Source organism: Nostoc commune NIES-4072, from assembly GCF_003113895.1.
Taxonomy (GTDB): Bacteria; Cyanobacteriota; Cyanobacteriia; order Cyanobacteriales; family Nostocaceae; genus Nostoc; species Nostoc commune.
On record NZ_BDUD01000001.1, the window covers coordinates 5020607 to 5037625 of the forward strand.

The window sequence follows — 17019 nt, forward strand, 5'->3', positions numbered from 1 at the left end:
AATTTAACTTTTATCAATTTTCAGAATGCAAACTTTTACTAGCTTATTAAATTATTGAAAGTAGATTAAGTTAAGCCAGCATTTTATATAATTATTAGTTACTATTTGTTTAATTTGCCAGACATCAATATTTTGATGAAGTAGCTGAATAACAAAATAATGCCCTTGATTTTCCAATACAAAATATGTTCAAACAAAAAAATTATTTTTAAATATGAAATAAAATCCTGAAACTTTGGACATGGGATTGTTTTTAGCTCATTGAGAGATGTAAAAGCCAATAATAAAGGCAAACTTAAATTATTTTTTTTAAGAATGTAATTAAATAAGGAATTGCGTTTCCAAAATCTTTTATATTCATAGTTCTTATCTATATGTAAAAATTTATTATTGTGATACTGATTATTCTGATGTATTCTATACATCACTAAAGGTTTAGACATATAAAACTTTTTAGCCCCTACCAAGGATGCTCCCCATACCAGACAGTCATCAGACCTCACACGCCAATCTTCTATATTCGGAATAGGTAAAATTTTTCTGAGTATTTCTCTACGTATTGATAATGTTGAAGTTATAGAGCCAATCCATTCACCATTGTATAAAGTTCTGATTACTGAATAACCCAAATCTAAATCAACTGCATCAGTTTGAAATATTCCTTCCACTGCCCCAAACTTCTTGTATGCACAAAATATGAAATCACATTCAGTACGTCTACTATAAAACTTTAATGCGTTTTCTAAATATTGAGGTTGATAAATATCATCAGCATCTAAAAAAAATATAATCTCTCCGGTAGCAGCTAAAAAGCCTTCATTAAAGGATGATAATTGTCCTTGATTTGTTTCTTGAAAGATACATTTAACATTGTCTAATTGAGCAAATTTAGCTATAACTTCCACAGAATTATCTGTAGATGCGTCATCAATAATAATAATTTCATCAAATTTAACTGTTTGATTTAAAGCACTATCAATTGCCTCTGAAACAAATTCAGCATAATTGTAGTTATTAATTAAACAAGATGTCCTAATTTTATCCATGTAAAAATACCTCCATTATCAGGAATAAGATAGTATCGCAAGGCGGAAGTCAAAAGTATTATGGAATAAGCTCTTTAGGGGTTTTAAATGGTTGCTCTATTTCCGCCGTGGCGTAATAGGTTGATTTACTTGCAGCAACATTCACTTTTCCAATTTATCCGATTAACGCTCTTTGGAAAATTTTGTTAAGCTGCTAGATACTAAATCTTGTTGGATTTGTTGTTTTTTGTTGTCATAAAAGTAACTATTAGGTTCATTTTTGGTATTCACACCATTGATGACTATCCCTAACACCTTCTGACCTGACTGAGTTAAAAACTCTTTAGCTGAATTCGCACTGTTCAAGTCAACTACTCCAGGACGAACGACTAATAAGATTCCGTCAGTGAGGGTACTTAAAACAGCAGCATCTGCTATCCCTGACAAAGGAGGAGTATCAAAAATTATAAAATCGTAATCTATGCCAAAGTTACTAATTAATGTTGCCATGCGTTGAGAATCTAGCATTGCTACTGGATTAGGAGGCAAAATTCCAGAAGTAAGAACCTCAAGATTAGGCATTACTTCTTGTATTGCTACATCTAAAGAAACTTGACCAGCAATGGCATTACTTAGCCCTGTTACATTTGTTAGTCCCCAGATATGATGCTGCATGGGATTACGCATATCTGCATCTACCAACAAGACTCGCCGCCCTGCCTGAGCCATAGTCACAGCTAAATTTGCAGATACATCAGACTTTCCTTCTTTGGCAACGGAACTTGTGATTACAATGCTTTTTAGCGGTTTATCAGAACAAAGAAACTTTAAGTTTACTTGTAGTACTTGGTATGCATTACCAAGAGGGAAGTAAGGAATATCTCTGCCAATAATTTTGGGAATAGCTCTATCGAGTCCTGCTATAGAAGGATTATCTTTCCCATTTTTACTTTGTGTCGGAATCACTCCTAATACACTGTATTTCATTACTTCTTTGGCTTCTTTGACGCTCTTCACCGAGCGGTCTACTAAGTCTAAACCAAAGGCAACAATGATACCTAAGAAAAGGCCAATTCCTCCTCCACCAACTATAAACAGAATTTTACGAGGCCCTTCTGCTTTATCGGGGATTAAAGCATAGGAAATGACACGAGCATTAGGAATCTTTTGGTTCTGTGCAATATCAATTTCTTGGCGTTTTTTTAAGAGTGTTTCGTAAGTCGTTTGAGCTGCTTGTAGCTTCCGTTCTAGCTCTCGTTGAGTCTGTTCTAGCTTTGGCAAATTATTTGCTCGTTTGATATAGGCCTCTTGCTGTCGTACAAGTGTGGCAATTTGTCTTTCTAGACCGACACGTTCTGCCTGAGCACGAGTAATATCTGCTATTAGGCTTTGGCGCAGTTGTCCAACCTGTAAACTTCCCTCTGTTATCTGTGCTGTACCAGCGAATTGTCCTATGCGTTCTTTTAGCAAGCTCTGAAGAGCTGCGACTTTTTCTTGTAAGTTAGTAATTGTAGGGTGTTCAGGTGAAAAACGTGTACGCTCTAGTGCCAGTTGGCTTTCTGTTTCTTGGAGTTGGGCAAGCACTTTCTGAACTCCAGGTGCTTGAGTTAATTCAGATGCGATTACACCTTGCTTTGAATCTATCTTAGCTTCACTACTTAACTGTTCTAAACGACCTTTGACATCATCTAATTGCGCTAAAGCTTGAGAAATTTGGTTTCCTAATTTGGAAATCGTATCAACTGCTGCGCTTGCTTCTTGTCCTAAGACAACAACTTTATTCTTTTCTTTAAATAGCCGCAGTTTTGATTCGGTTCTTCTGACAATTTCCTCAGCTTTGGGTACTTCCGTTACGAGAACTTCTTTGGCTATCAGGGCTTCATTCTGATTAGCTTTGATATTAAGCTCGATATAACTGTCGATAACTTCGTTGACGATTTTGGCAGCTAGTTCAGGATTGCCACCTTTATAAGAGATTTGTACAACATCAGTACCTTTGATTCCTTCTATCTTTAGTTGTTTTGCCAAGTCAGGAATCGAGAGCAGTTTGCCTTTGCTATCTTTGAGGTTGAGGGAATTAATTGTTTTCTCAATGACTGGATTTGACCCAATAACTCTCACCTGCGTTTCCAGAGGATTGTCGTTGACATTCAAAGCTTCCAAGCGTCCTATGTCTTCTGATAACCCTGTGAGTGAGGAAGAGCGATTGGTCTTAATCATCAAACTTCCTTCTGCCTTGTATGAGGGTTTTAGTGAAAATGCATACAAGCATCCAAGGGTAACAGTTATACCAAAAATACCAACTAGAGGTAGCCAACGCCGTTGAATAACTTCTAAGTATTTCTGAATATTTACTTCTTCAACGTGTGGTAAAGATTCCATCGTCATAATATATGCAAATTTTATAAATAGCTTGATTTACTTACAGGAGATATTTCTTAGTATTTTACCGATACTAGCACTGGAGTCCACTTTGCTATGGTAATATCTGCATTGATTGTCAGCTAATGCCTTTTTATTGAGGTTGTTTAAGAGCTGAAGTAAATTAGTAAACATCTTTAACTAGCAGTAAGTGGCATCCACTTCTGCACAAAAGAGTAAATAGTACATAATTTTGATTGTTTGGAATTACGAATCCACTTTCACTACCATTCAAACTCCTTTCCAGAAATATGCAAATATCAAGTTGATTGATAAACTTAGAGTAAAAACACTAATTGTTGGTTTAACTTAGAGTTGCATTACTACTGATCAAAGTATTTATGAATCATCTAGTAATCAACATCATATTCTGTAAAAACACTGATTTGGATAACTTTACAAAATATTTATACAAATGCTAGTATACTCGCTACCTTTTTGCTGATTCTGAAAAGACAAAAAAATTAATTGCTTAAGGGTAAGCAATTAAATAACTGTGCCAGCCTACAAGCAATGGAACAACTTTATTAGTTATCAGTTACCAGTTTCAATCGAAAGGTTTAAGTCTTCTACCATACGCCTATTAACTGTTTACTCTTAATTGTCCACTGGTTTCAAGTTAGGTTTTTGACAGTGATAAGAGACGCCTAGAAAGACAGGATAGATATTTACCTGAACTGCTGAACAATAATTAGTTTTTGCTTAGAATAATGATTAATCTTGAGAAAGATACGGGACTGACATAATAAAATTGTGTAATTTGAGAATCGAATTTGTAAAGACTCACAGCCAGTTTAATTTGCCCAGACTGCTGCAAAGCTTTTTTGATCTGGCTTTATATGTGGAAATGACAGTATAGTATCGGTTCTTGAGTATATCCCGTATTTTAGGTTTACCCATAAACTTGCCATCGCCTTGCTTGTATTCTGCAATAGACACAAAATACTCCTTCCAAGGTTCATCTAACAATATATGTTGTGTTATCTGTGTAAGTGTATAGTAACACGCGTAAGAGATAAACGACTAGTAACTAACGTTTGCAGAATAAAACCGAACTATATGAAGAAAGATAAACTCCGGTATAATCGTTTTCACTGATGCTTTATACCAAGAACAAAGTTTTACGCTGACTTACTTAATTAATACAGCTAAAAGAATATGAGTTAGTAAAGTTGCAGCAGAAAGCACAGAACAGACGAGGCTCAAATTCCCACATGGTTAGAGCATGGATTGCTCAATTGCCTCCTTTTAGACAAAAGTCTACATCAGACTAAATAAACTTCACTATGTTTTTTATGAAGTTTAGTTAATCAGCTGTATCGATTCACAGCTGGGCTTTTGTATCAACTTAAGGTAAAAACTAGTAAGTGCGGAAGCTTTAAGATACCCTATTGTTAGGGATTTCAGATGATTTCTGCATTTTTGGAGAAGTCGGGAATCTTGTTATTGTAATTATGCTGTATAATAATTAACCACTACGAAACGTAAGTCTTTTCGCTTCGATAGGATAATTACCTGCGATCGCGGATGTTGCTATCTTGCCAAGTATTATCCTTGGTGTTAACGTGACAAATATTACTACTTTTAGTCAAAAATATGTTGCCAAGAGTAATTACGTTGATAATACTGCACCTAATACAGATGTCTGCGTTCTGTATCCCACAAGGGCAATTATCATAGATACCTGCGTCTTTGCCGTCTTAATTTAACTGGAGTTTTAAGAAGCAAGGTAGCTATGCTGTTTTGGTGGAAGTAGAAGGGAAGCACCCTCAGTTGAACTGCTCCGAAGAAAGCTGTTCTTAAGTAGAAGAACCTGGGGAAGTGCTTATTTGATAGCTAGTGTTCTACGTAGCTGACTTAATATGATCGGATTATTTAGTAAAAACTTAGGGCTAATAAATGGGCATTTTAAGTTTAATAAGTTGATATTCAATCAAATCAAAATATAACCTAAATAGTAGCAATCAAAATAAATTGTTAATTTGTGGTTTAATAATTTTAAATTACTACTAGTGTAGAGATTTTGTATTACTCAGTTATTTTTTGTAATAAAATCATTTTCGGGGCAATGTTTAATTTACTCATAAAGTGTATTAGATAAGTAAATCAATAATAATTATGTTCCCCAGATATGCAGATAGCAATAATAAAGCAGTGTAATTGGTTTAAAAGGTATGGTTATGATACTTGAGGTAATTGATTTGTCACTACTGATGATGTTATTATTAGGGAGTGGGTTGATTTTGGGTTTATTATCTCCAAGAATTGACTTGTAATATATCATAGACCAAAATTCATCAGTATTGCCAATTGATTGATTAGCAGTGTGAAATGGCTATGGGTCTGAATATCTAGACTTGATACCAATAAATTGATGAGGTTACAGAGGAGCAAATAACCATGAGCAACTTAACATCTCCACCTACCGAAGTTCAAAAAACGAAGAAAAAAAGTTTAGCCGCAGATAAAAAACCTCGATCTACAGATGATATTGTGCGTAGTTATCTGCAAGAAATCGGGCGTGTAGATTTGTTGACTCGTGAACAAGAGGTTATTTTTGCCGAACAAGTGCAGCAGATGATGATCTTACTAGCTGCTAAAGAAGAATTAGCTGTAAAATTAAATCACGAACCCACACTGCAAGAATGGGCAGATCAGGTGGAGTTAAGTGTTGAAGTGGTAGAGCAACAGCTAAATTTAGGACATCAAGCCAAGCAGAAAATGATTCAGGCTAATCTCCGGTTAGTGGTAGCAGTGGCGAAGAAATACCAGCACCGTAACCTGGAATTTATGGATTTAATTCAAGAAGGTACTTTGGGTTTAGAGCGAGGAGTGGATAAATTTGATCCTGCTCTTGGTTATAAGTTTTCTACCTACGCTTACTGGTGGATTCGTCAAGGAATTACACGAGCGATCGCTCAACAAGGACGAACAATTCGTTTACCTATCCACGTCTTTGAGAAACTGAACAAAATTAAACGGGTGCAACGAGAATTATCTCAACAGTTAGGTCGCGTTCCTACTACTGCTGAAATTGCTAAGGCGTTATCTTTGACACCTAGCCAAGTTCGAGAGTGTTTGTTTTTAGCCCGTCAACCGTTTTCCTTAGAGGCGCGAGTTGGTGAACAACAAGATACAGAATTGCAGGACATACTGGAGGATGATGGCCCTTCTCCCGAAGACTATGCTGTTGAAGAATCTTTGCACCAAGATTTACAAGACTTGTTGGCAAAGCTGTCTCCCCAGCAGCGAGAGATATTAACCTTGCGCTTTGGTCTGACTGATGGATATGAACTTTCTTTAGCACAGATTGGCGATCGCATGGGTATTAGTCGAGAGCGGGTGCGTCAGATAGAACAAAAAGCCCTTAGCCTTCTACGACGGCAAAAAGAACAAGTACGTAGTTATTTAGCAAGCTGAGATTATTTTTTCATAATAATGTAGAGCATTTAAACTCAGGAAGTCACCATTATGACTGTATAAAACTCAGTCATTTTGGGAGAAAATAAACCTAAGTAATTTCTCTCAAAGGTTTGATATGAGTACATCAAAGACAGCGCAACAATTGCAAGCACAATCTGTGACTTCTGAAAACTTTCGGCGTTATGGACAGGTGATTTTTGCGAGTCTTGATGGCAAAGCTTATGATGTGGAAGATGCCCAGTTAAATCTGCATAATGGTATTCCACGGTTTTATATTATGCGGTTGGAGAAAAGAGGGCGAAAATTTCACAAAATTACTCGTCATGTACAATGCACTCAATGTCTGGGTTCTTTGTCAGGGAAAGATTGGTTAATTGCAGTTTGTCCTCCTAATAATGATGTAAATGAACCAGCATTAGAAGAAATTGCCGTTTTCCGCATTCCGGGGAATTGTTTTATCAAGCTACATGAGGGAACTTGGCACGCTGGCCCCTATTTTGACCATGAAGCTGTAGATTTTTATAATTTGGAACTAGCTGATACAAATGTGGTGGATCATTTCACCCATGATTTTCTCAAGAGTCATCAATTAGAGTTTGAGATGGTTTAGACTTCATCACTCAATCCCAAAGAAGGAACCAAAATTCGTCCGTTGTAACCTGCTTGGTTGTATTGTTCAAGGACATGAGTTGCAATACTTTTGCTCTCACCTGATCTAACCAAAGCTACACTTGCTCCCCCAAAGCCTGCACCTGTGAGTCTTGCACCAAACACCCCTTCTGTTTTCTGCAAAATCTCTACCAACCTATCTAGGGCTGGTACTGAAACTTCGTAATCATCTCGCAAGCTGGCGTGGGAAGCGTTCATCAATTCGCCAAATCGCTCAGATGTTACTCCCTGTAATACTTCCAAAACGCGGTTATTTTCTGTAACTACATGACGGGCACGACGCTGTAGTGGTTCAGGTAATGTTTTTGTTACATTAACATCAGTAATATCTCGTAATGCTTTCACACCGAGCGATCGCGCCGCTTCTTCACACTCAGCCCGACGCTGGTTATAACCGCTACCTGCAAGTGTGCGGGGTACGCCGCTATCAATAACCAAAATCTCCGCTTTTTCAGGCAGAGGCATTACCCGGCGTTCTAAAGTCCGAGTATCTAAAAACAAGATATGTTCAGTATCAGCCAAACTAGAAGCCATCTGATCCATGATGCCACATTGCACGCCAGCATATTGAATTTCTGCTTGCTGGGCGAATTGGGCGATTTCAACATCATCAATGGGAAGGTTCAGAAGTTGGCGTAATGCCCGGAGGGTTGCCACTTCCAAAGCTGCGCTGCTAGATAAACCCGAACCCATCGGAACCGATGATTTGACGTATACACAAAGTGATGGTATAGTGTAGCCTGCTTTTTGCAAAAGCTCAATACAGCCAAAAATATAACTGGCAAATCCAGACGGCTGATGATTGATATCTGAAATACTCACTTGCTCGTTAAGATTTTCCGAGTAAAAGTGATGCTGGCGATCGCTACTAAAACCTAGCTCTACTGTCGTACTTTGAGGAATCGCAGTTGGAAGAACGAACCCATCATTATAGTCGGTATGTTCGCCCAGTAAATTTACTCTTCCTGGCGCACTGGCTTGAGTTTCAGGTGGTTTACCGAATATTTGTTGAAAATCCATGATTATTAATTATACAAAGGTACAGGGCGCAATCTTCCTTCTACCTCAACATTAGGGAAATTTTGATCAAAAGTCAGATTTTCCAACTTTCCATCTTTCAAAATTACAAAAGTATCTTCAACCTTTGCCCCAGTTAAACTGGGATTCCAAGCAACAGCAATACCTTCTGCCAAAGCATCAGTAGTGGTTGGATTTGCTACGATTTCTCGCGCTAAATATCCAGTAGTTCCTCCCTGGTGATGTTCACGGATGGCATTAGGGAATCCATGCTGCTCATAAGCCTGAGCTAGCGCATGATAAACTGTGTCCAAAGTGGTTCCGGGTAGGCACAAATTCAAAACTACTGCTTCTATTTCGCGCACATGGGAATGCAATTCTGCCGCTTCGTCTGAGAGCTTACCAAAACAAACAAATCGCGTCAAATTTGCATACAAACCGTAACCTCTAGCGCAAAACACTAGCATCGCTTGCCGTCCAATTTGTTCTGCTGTGGGTGTAGCATGACGGTATAGCGGTAAACGCCTCTCACCCGCTACCAGTGTCAGCGCTGGATGCAAGCCTTTCGCCCATAACGCCTCTGCACCCGCACCCGCTAACTGATATTCTGTCCAAGTTGGCTTGGCAACTTTGAGTACTTCTGTCATTGCCTGACTAGCTTTTTGCCCAACTTGGCGATATCGCTCTAATTCACTTGACATCATTACCCGTTTATGCAATTGCAGAGATGGGGGTAACGGCTGTTCTAAATTGGAGATGGGGCGTTCGCGCTTCGCGTTGTCGCAGACATCGCTAATTACTTTTCCGTTGTCAGTTACATCACGAACAAAAGACTCACGGGCAGCATAATCAGCCCAAGGGTTCACATATACCTTAAAATTGGCAGGCAGTTCTTCATCCTTAAGACGCTGCGCTTCAATTTCATCCGTCAATACCCAAGCATCTTCAGTAGTTACTAATACTTCTGCTACGCCACTCTCAGCAGTAAGCAGTACGATGTTAGAAGCGCCAGCTGTCGCCCAGGCAAACCAGTCTGTACCGCGCAAGCGCACGGCTTGCACTTCGGTTTCACGCAAGATTTGCCTGATTAATTCTAGTTTTTTGGAGACTTCTTCGTTCATACAAAATTAGTAACCACAGATGAATACAGACTAATTATGAGGTTCATCTGTGTTTATATGTGTATGTCTATGGTTTGAGAAAAACGTAACTACGGTATTATATCGAGTTTGGTATTCAATATTTACTTAGAAAAGTTAAAAACCGTCCCCGATTAGAAGGAACGGTTAAGACAATTTATTAGACTTCTTGCATAAGTCGGGAAAAGGGAAAGGGGGAAGGGGAAAAAGTTCTGTATTGTACCCTTCCCCTTTAACCTTTACCCTTTTCCCCTCTTGCAAAAAGCACTTTTGCAAGAGGTCTATTGTTCAAGAAGTGGACAAACAGGAATAAATAGATAGGTTTGTCACGCCGAAATCGGTTCTTCAATATTTACCACCACAGCTTGTAGCTCTTTCGCTTTCTCTTCAGGCAAAGCATCATTGGCAAACATCCCTGCTGCAAGTTCAGTTCCTGCTAGATATTTCAGCCTTTCGCTTGTCCGATATGGTGGAAAAAACTCGGCGTGTAAATGTGCTTCTGGATGCGCTAAACCGTCAGTTGGTGCTTGGAACCAAGCCATCAAGTAAGGAAATGGACGATTCCACAAGCCGTCATACTTGAGAGTGACAGTTTTTAACGCCTTAGCAAGTCCCCAACGTTGTTTTGGGGTAAGTTCGGTAAAACTGCTAACTGGCTGAATTGGCGCAATCCAAACTTCATAGGGGTAACGAGCGCATACCGGGACAAATGCGATCGCATACTCATCTTGATAAATAATCCGTTGATTATCTGCAATTTCCTTCTGAATCAATTCTTGCAGTAAACCCCGCCGATGTTTTTCATAATACTCTTGCTGCATTGACAGCATTCGCGCTGGCACAGGTGGTGTAAAAGGATAAGCGTAAATTTGCCCATGAGGATGGTGCAATGTTACACCTACTTCTACACCTTTATTTTCAAATGGCAGCACGTACTGAATTTGGGGATTTGCTCCTAATACGCGGGTGCGATCGCCCCACACTTCTAAGAGCAAATCAAGGTGTTCCAATTCCAGAGAACTAAGAGAAGCTTGGGCATTTTGAGCAAAAACCACCACTTCACACGCCCCATTAGCAGGCAATGTTTCCACAATACACTTCGGCGGATCGTGTGCCGTTTGAGCCATTGAGGGAAAGCGATTATCAAACACCGCCACATCATACTTACCTGGGGGAAGTTCTGTAGGAAACTCTGGTTTCGTAGTCGGTGCAAGGGGGTTATATTCCGGGGGCGGCATGAAAGTCCGCCCTTGACGGTGAGAAGCGTAAGCAACCCATTCGCCGCGTAAAGGATGCCAGCGCAGGTGGGGATTTGCCTGCACTGGTTCATTACTAGGGCTAGTGGCGATGATATTCTCAGCAATCGGGTATCGACTGTATAAGGTCAGTGGGCGACCATCCGGCTTTAACAGCTTGTGGGAGTACATAATCCTTGTCCTGAAAGGGTCGCAGCGCGAATCGCTTCAATGGGAAATTTAGGTGTGCGATCGGCGTATAATAAACCGTTAGCTTCTTGGAAAGTATCTGTAAATTGGGTGTAGCAAAATCCGCTAAATAGCTCGATATCATTAATCGTTTCGAGCAGAGTAGCGTATTTAATTTCTAGCTCGGAAATATTGGAGCAGCGCTCATATCCCCAAGCTTTATCTGCATCGGGGTTATCAACAGGAGCATAGGCAATACCACCAAATTCAGTCAGCATCACTGGCTGTCCCTGATGCGGAAAGTTATCCAGTGTCAGGATGCGCCCTCCAGGACGCTTCCGGTCAAACAAATCTGATAGCTTCACTTCTGGCCCATAGCGATGACCTAATCGTTGTGGGTGGGTGTCGTAGTCATGAATAGCTAGAATGTCTGTATCCGTACTTTCCCAGCCATCGTTAGCAATCACTGGGCGACCCGGATCGAGAGTTTTAGTTAAGTGATACATTGCCAAAACGTAGTTTCGGTGAGCCGCAGTCTCAACCAGATTCGGAACTCCCCAGGATTCATTAAACGTTACCCAAGCTACGATACAGGGGTGGCTGATATCCCGCCTAATTACCTCAGCCCACTCTCGTGTTGTGCGTTCCACTGCTTTAGGTGTGAAACGATATGCACTGGGCATCTCTTCCCATACTAACAACCCCAGCTTATCTGCCCAATATAAAAATCGCGGGTCTTCAATTTTTTGGTGCTTACGGACTCCGTTAAAACCCATTGCTTTAGTGAGTTCGACATCGCGCCGCAATGCTCCATCGTCTGGTGCTGTCATTAGCGAATCGGGCCAATAGCCTTGATCCAGAACTAAGCGCAAATAATAAGGACGACCATTGAGCATAAAGCGATCGCGCTGTATTCCCACAGTCCGCATTGCTGTATAGGATTTTGCTTCATCCAAGAGTTGATTGTTATGCCAAAGTTCAACGTGGGCATCCATTAGAGTGGGCTTTTCTGGACTCCACAGCAATTCGTTGCGGTAGTCGTCGATACCTGGATCGGAAAGGGAGATGCGACGGCCAATTTCTCCGTTAAATACTTCATAAGTATCGTTGGCCAGCACGTTATTGCCAATGCTCAGTTTTACCTTGATTTGGATACCAGCAGGGGCATCACCTGCGATCGCAGCATAACAGCCAACTTCCCAGCGCTCAAAATCTGGACTCCACCGAATGTGATCGATGTAAGTTTTACCCACCCGCTCAATCCAGACTGTTTGCCAAATACCACTGGTACGAGGATACCAAATACTGTGCGGTTCCAATTGCCAATCTTGCTTTCCTCTAGGCTTGGCAAGGTCACAAGGATCATCCTGCGCCCAGACTGTTACTTTAGTTATGCCAGTGTCATTCAAAACTGCGGTAATATCCAGCGTGAAAGGAGTATGTCCTCCTTCATGCTCTATCATGTATTGACCATTCACCCAAACACGGGCGCGGTAATCTACAGCCCCAAAGTGCAGTAATAATCTGCCGTCACCTTCAGGCGTTTCAAATTCTCGCTCATACCAGCAGTTTGGATGAAAACCTGTATCACCAATACCACTTTTGGTAGATTCGGGAGCGAAGGGAACTTGTATATGATGAGTCCACCCCTGGATATCGCCTGGTTGAACACATCGTCCTTCATCGTCAAAAGCGAACTTCCACTCACCGTTTAAATTTAGCCAGTGCGATCGCTGTAACTGTGGACGTGGATACCCAGCTTCTGGAAAGCTAGAAACCCTTTGATTATCTGTATTAGAGGGCGATTCTGTCTTACGCTTTTGTATATCCAACAATTTCATTAAAACCTCTTAATGTAACTACAATAGAACAAATTTTCTGTGACTTCGGTTTAGACTAAACTAGTCTGTTTTGAGACATTCCAGGAGTTTTTTACTCCTTTATCTGTAATCTATATAACTTTATACCTGTATTTACAGAACGCTATTTATCGCTTAATAGTAAACATAAAATAGATCAAGCGCCCTCGTATGGGAGCTACAAAATTAGGTATAGACTATTGACTCGTGACATTATGGCACACATATTGTAAATATTTGCCAAGTCGGCAGGAAAAAATTAGGTAAGCTGTTCCATTATTTAAATTGCATCTACTGGACGGCAAAACGCCCACCCCACAAGAGTTATGTTGAATTCGATTTTGCAAGTTACTCTATTGCCCCATACGCTGGAATTTTTTTAACTAGTTCTGGGGGTTTAAGTCAAGATCAACTCACAAGTGGCGGGGTGTGTCTTGCACAGTCCCCATCGAAGGAAATTTCCGCTCTGGTTTGGCGCTAAATTTCCGTTACAAAACTTAATTAAGTATTATAAATTATTTTAATTCTTAGATTAAGAAGTTGTAGCTAATTTTCAGCAGTCGTCGGCTGAATCTGCGGCGAAAACTCCCATCTTGGTGGCAAAGGCAACACTTTTTACTTTCAGTAGTTTTATCACCTCTTACTACACTTATAATATCACAATTTGGGCAGTGAACTAGCTTAAGAACCATTGCTGTATTTCTGATTCAGCACCTTACCTCACGACCGGAAAACTCAAGAAAACAATCAAGATAAAGTCTTATCTATAAAGAGATTTGGATAACCTAAGTCTACAAAAACTGATAAGTCAATTCCAGAAATGGTGCGTTATTATCGACGAACAATTGCAAAAACTGCTATTGAGAGTCCGATTTAAATTTGACTTTAACATGAGGAATTGGCGAGGATAAGAAAATGGTTCAAAGTATAGGTAGAGTAAATAAATATACAGATACTGACCTAAACCGATTTGCCGAAGACCTAAATCGAGATGGAATTTGTGTGATTCCCGGTCTTTTTGATAAAGAATTGATTAGCGAATGGGCAAAAGCTTTTGAAAATTTATTCCGAGAGCGTCAAAATCAACCGGGTGGGCTGGCTCCCCGTGAAATTGCTCGTTACTATTTAACGTTGCCTTGGGTTTCTCCCTTTGCTAACGTAGAAGTTTTTGCTAATCCGGTGATTATGGGTGTGCTGGAGCGAGTATTTTTTCAGGAATATGTGATGGTTCAGATGGGGGTTGATCTCCCAGTACAAGGTTCGGATTATCAGGAAATCCATCGGGACTATCGCCCTTTGTTCACCGACCAAATAGTAACGCCACTCTACGCCCTTGCGGTTAACTTCCCACTTGTGGAAGTAACGGCAGAAAACGGGCCATTTCAGATGGCGCGTGGTACGCATATCTTGCCGCGTGAAGAGGGACTAAGGAAAATTGCCACTGGTGAAATTCCGATGGAATCTTTTTATATGCAGCTAGGGGATGCGATGATTCGGACACCTTTGGCGCTGCATCGGGGTTCACCAAATCGGACTAACCAGCCAAGACCGATGGTAGTTATGGGCTATGCTATGCATTGGTTGCACACGCCGAAGGTGGATTTGACTCTCCAACGAGACTATTATGAGAGCCTACCAGAGAATTTAAGGCAGATGATTCGGTGTCAGGTGGTGGAACAGTTGCCGAAGGAGAAGGTTGAAACTTACGTAAATTTTAAGTACTAATAAGCTATTCCACATTTACAGCTATTTTCAGGTAAATAGACCCGTACTCTACGGGCACAATGCTCATTAGTAACTCTTAACTCTGTGTTTTCTGCGCCTCTGTGGTTAAATAAAAGACTTTTAAACCGCACAGATGTAGAGGGCGCAGAGAGAAAAAAAGAAATTCTACTAGTCACCTTGAAAGGGCAAGTCCTAAACTCGTATTTTTGTAGAGGAGTTTGGAATCATTCATACTCAAATTTAGCAATGTCGGACAATTCAAGGGTGCGAACCAGCATAAAGATAGTTGTTTTTACGATCGCACTCCTTCAAAATTTGAGTTAACACGCTATAGCGAGTGCCGAGATGTTAACTTATACCAATCCAGTCTACAAAGGCTATTTTGCCGATCCTTTTGTTTGGGAATTTGAGGGTGTATACTATGCGATCGGCACTGGTGCAGCCGAAGCGGAAGGAACAGTAGACGAAATAGCAAAACTACGTGTCTTCCCTCTATTACGCTCCTTTGATTTCGTGAATTGGGATTTTGTAGATAACGCCCTGTTGCGGCCAGACCCCTCCCTTGGCGATAATTTTTGGGCCCCCGAAGTTGCTTATTGCAATGGCAAGTTTTACCTCTATTACTCTGTAGGACACGAGGATAAAAATCATCAGTTACGTGTTGCCACGAGCGATAATCCTTTGGGGCCATATAAAGATGTTGGCGAACCACTTGTAGACCCAGATTCTTGCTCCTTCGCCATCGACCCCCACGCATTCCGTGATGACGATGGGCAGTGGTATCTATTTTATGCTCGTGATTTTTTAGACACTGAGGGCGGCGTGCGGGCTGGTACTGCCCTTTTTGTAGATCGGCTCCAAGATATGACCAAACTTTGCGGTGTCGGCAAAGTCGTCTTACGGGCACGTTCCGATTGGCAACGATTTTTAGCCAACCGATTGATGTATGGTGAACATTTTGATTGGCATACCTTAGAAGGCCCCTGTGTCCGTAAACATGCAGGCCGATACTATTGCTTTTATAGTGGTGGGCGCTGGGAAACAGAGGACTACGGCGTAGATTATGGTGTTGCAGATAGTGTGATGGGGCCTTACTCTGATGTCGGTAACGAAACGGGGCCACGGGTGTTACGTTCGCTTCCTGATCGTGTCAAAGGGCCTGGACACAATTCAATCGTTGTAGGCCCCGATGGTCAGACTGAGTACATTGTCTACCATGCCTGGGATGTAAACATGGATGCGCGGCGAATGTGCTTGGATAAACTCATTTGGACACCAGATGGCCCATATTGCGAAGGCCCCACCTGGACACCACAAGCGATCGCCTGTAAATCAATTTGATTTCCAAAGATTAATACTAATTCACGAAAACCTTGACACATATAGATTTTTCGTAAGGGCATGGTAATGCTCTTTGGTGTCAACAAAAGCCCTGAAATAGGTTAACTGAAGGCTTGACTCACCCGCCTAGAACTAAAGTTTTTTGGCTTTTAGCTAAAGTCTACTGAAGTAGACTAAAGATTTTTCAGATTATTTAGTCATCTAAAGATGACTTTCGCTATTAGCAAGGAACTCGTTTAATCATGATCAGTTCCTAAGAAAGCTTGGCTAAACCAGCGTGTATTTCCACTAAATCATTTGCTCAAAATTTTTTGACGAGATTGATGATCCTGCAAAGAACTTGATATGTCTGGAAAAGTACGCTATCTCCAATACTCTTATCCTTGCGATAAATATCCATCTTTCTTGAGGTGTGTTTAGAACCCTAAATAAAAAGTAATTTTTTCTTAGATCGGCTTTATCTAACCAAACGATATAAACCATATTATTGAGTAATTGCTCAAAAATTACACTCTAAAGCCGAAAATTTGTACAATTCTAGTTAGTTTAGATGAGCAACAAAAAGTCTAAAGTGTTGATAAATAAGATTTTCAAGTCTTTAATTTTTAATTATTAATGTCCTATTAGTTAAAGGATAAATATAATGGAAGCCTTGCCTAAACTAGTTTGATATCAGAATTATATTAATAATTTTTGAACTAGACATGATCAGATATTTCTGAGCAATAACTAGAAAATATCTTTAGTAGATACTTGAGTAAACTATAGGAATCCGGTTTGATTTCTGAAAATATACGTAGGATGTGTTAGCACAGAGAGTACGGCATCAAACTCGTGTTCATAGTGCGTTACGAACTCCGTTCTAACACACTCTACAATACTTAATTTCGTTCAAAAATCAAATAGTAATCCTATAGATATTTTATAATTTTAATTTAGTTTGTTTTAATCTTTACTTACAAAAGTAAGACTAATG

At 40.2% G+C, this 17019-nt stretch carries 11 protein-coding genes; 5 read left to right on the forward strand and 6 right to left on the reverse strand.

Annotated elements, in window-relative coordinates; translation table 11 throughout:
- Positions 1–101: 101 nt before the first annotated feature.
- Positions 102–1046, reverse strand: a complete 945-nt coding sequence (locus CDC33_RS22335; RefSeq protein ID WP_109010769.1) for a glycosyltransferase family 2 protein — start codon at positions 1044–1046, stop codon at positions 102–104.
- Between the two features lie 162 nt (positions 1047–1208).
- Positions 1209–3413: a GumC family protein gene (locus CDC33_RS22340; protein WP_109010770.1), complete on the reverse strand. Its 2205-nt coding sequence runs from the start codon at positions 3411–3413 to the stop codon at positions 1209–1211.
- A gap of 1568 nt (positions 3414–4981) precedes the next feature.
- Here CDC33_RS22340 and CDC33_RS22345 point away from each other — a divergent pair.
- From CDC33_RS22345 to CDC33_RS22355, 3 genes are all read left to right on the forward strand, one after another.
- The gene (locus CDC33_RS22345) at positions 4982–5155 is read left to right on the forward strand and encodes a DUF3172 domain-containing protein (RefSeq protein WP_280524457.1); all 174 of its coding nucleotides are present in this window, start codon (positions 4982–4984) and stop codon (positions 5153–5155) included.
- A gap of 691 nt (positions 5156–5846) precedes the next feature.
- Positions 5847–6866: an RNA polymerase sigma factor, RpoD/SigA family gene (locus tag CDC33_RS22350; protein ID WP_244919317.1), complete on the forward strand. Its 1020-nt coding sequence runs from the start codon at positions 5847–5849 to the stop codon at positions 6864–6866.
- A gap of 118 nt (positions 6867–6984) precedes the next feature.
- Positions 6985–7479, forward strand: a complete 495-nt coding sequence (locus CDC33_RS22355; protein WP_109010772.1) for an ureidoglycolate lyase — start codon at positions 6985–6987, stop codon at positions 7477–7479.
- On the opposite strand, the gene galK is transcribed toward CDC33_RS22355, so the two are convergent.
- The 4 genes from galK to CDC33_RS22375 all read right to left on the reverse strand — a co-directional run bounded on the left by galK (position 7476) and on the right by CDC33_RS22375 (position 12959).
- On the reverse strand, positions 7476–8558 hold the full coding sequence (gene galK / locus CDC33_RS22360; RefSeq protein ID WP_109010773.1) for a galactokinase: 1083 nt from the start codon (positions 8556–8558) through the stop codon (positions 7476–7478). The genes CDC33_RS22355 and galK overlap by 4 nt on opposite strands.
- 5 nt (positions 8559–8563) lie before the next feature.
- Positions 8564–9676 carry a M24 family metallopeptidase gene (locus CDC33_RS22365; RefSeq protein WP_109010774.1) on the reverse strand — a complete coding sequence of 371 codons (1113 nt, stop codon included), beginning with the start codon at positions 9674–9676 and terminating at the stop codon, positions 8564–8566.
- Positions 9677–10020: 344 nt separating this feature from the next.
- Positions 10021–11121 (reverse strand): galactose-1-phosphate uridylyltransferase, encoded by a 1101-nt coding sequence (gene galT / locus CDC33_RS22370; protein WP_109010775.1) that lies wholly within the window; start codon positions 11119–11121, stop codon positions 10021–10023.
- Complete coding sequence (locus CDC33_RS22375) at positions 11100–12959, reverse strand: glycoside hydrolase family 2 protein (protein ID WP_109010776.1); 1860 nt, start codon at positions 12957–12959, stop codon at positions 11100–11102. The genes galT and CDC33_RS22375 overlap by 22 nt, the downstream gene beginning before the upstream one ends.
- A 933-nt stretch (positions 12960–13892) precedes the next feature.
- Here CDC33_RS22375 and CDC33_RS22380 point away from each other — a divergent pair.
- Complete coding sequence (locus CDC33_RS22380) at positions 13893–14702, forward strand: phytanoyl-CoA dioxygenase family protein (protein WP_109010777.1); 810 nt, start codon at positions 13893–13895, stop codon at positions 14700–14702.
- Between the two features lie 345 nt (positions 14703–15047).
- On the forward strand, positions 15048–16043 hold the full coding sequence (locus CDC33_RS22385; RefSeq protein ID WP_109010778.1) for a glycoside hydrolase family 43 protein: 996 nt from the start codon (positions 15048–15050) through the stop codon (positions 16041–16043).
- Positions 16044–17019 lie beyond the last annotated feature (976 nt).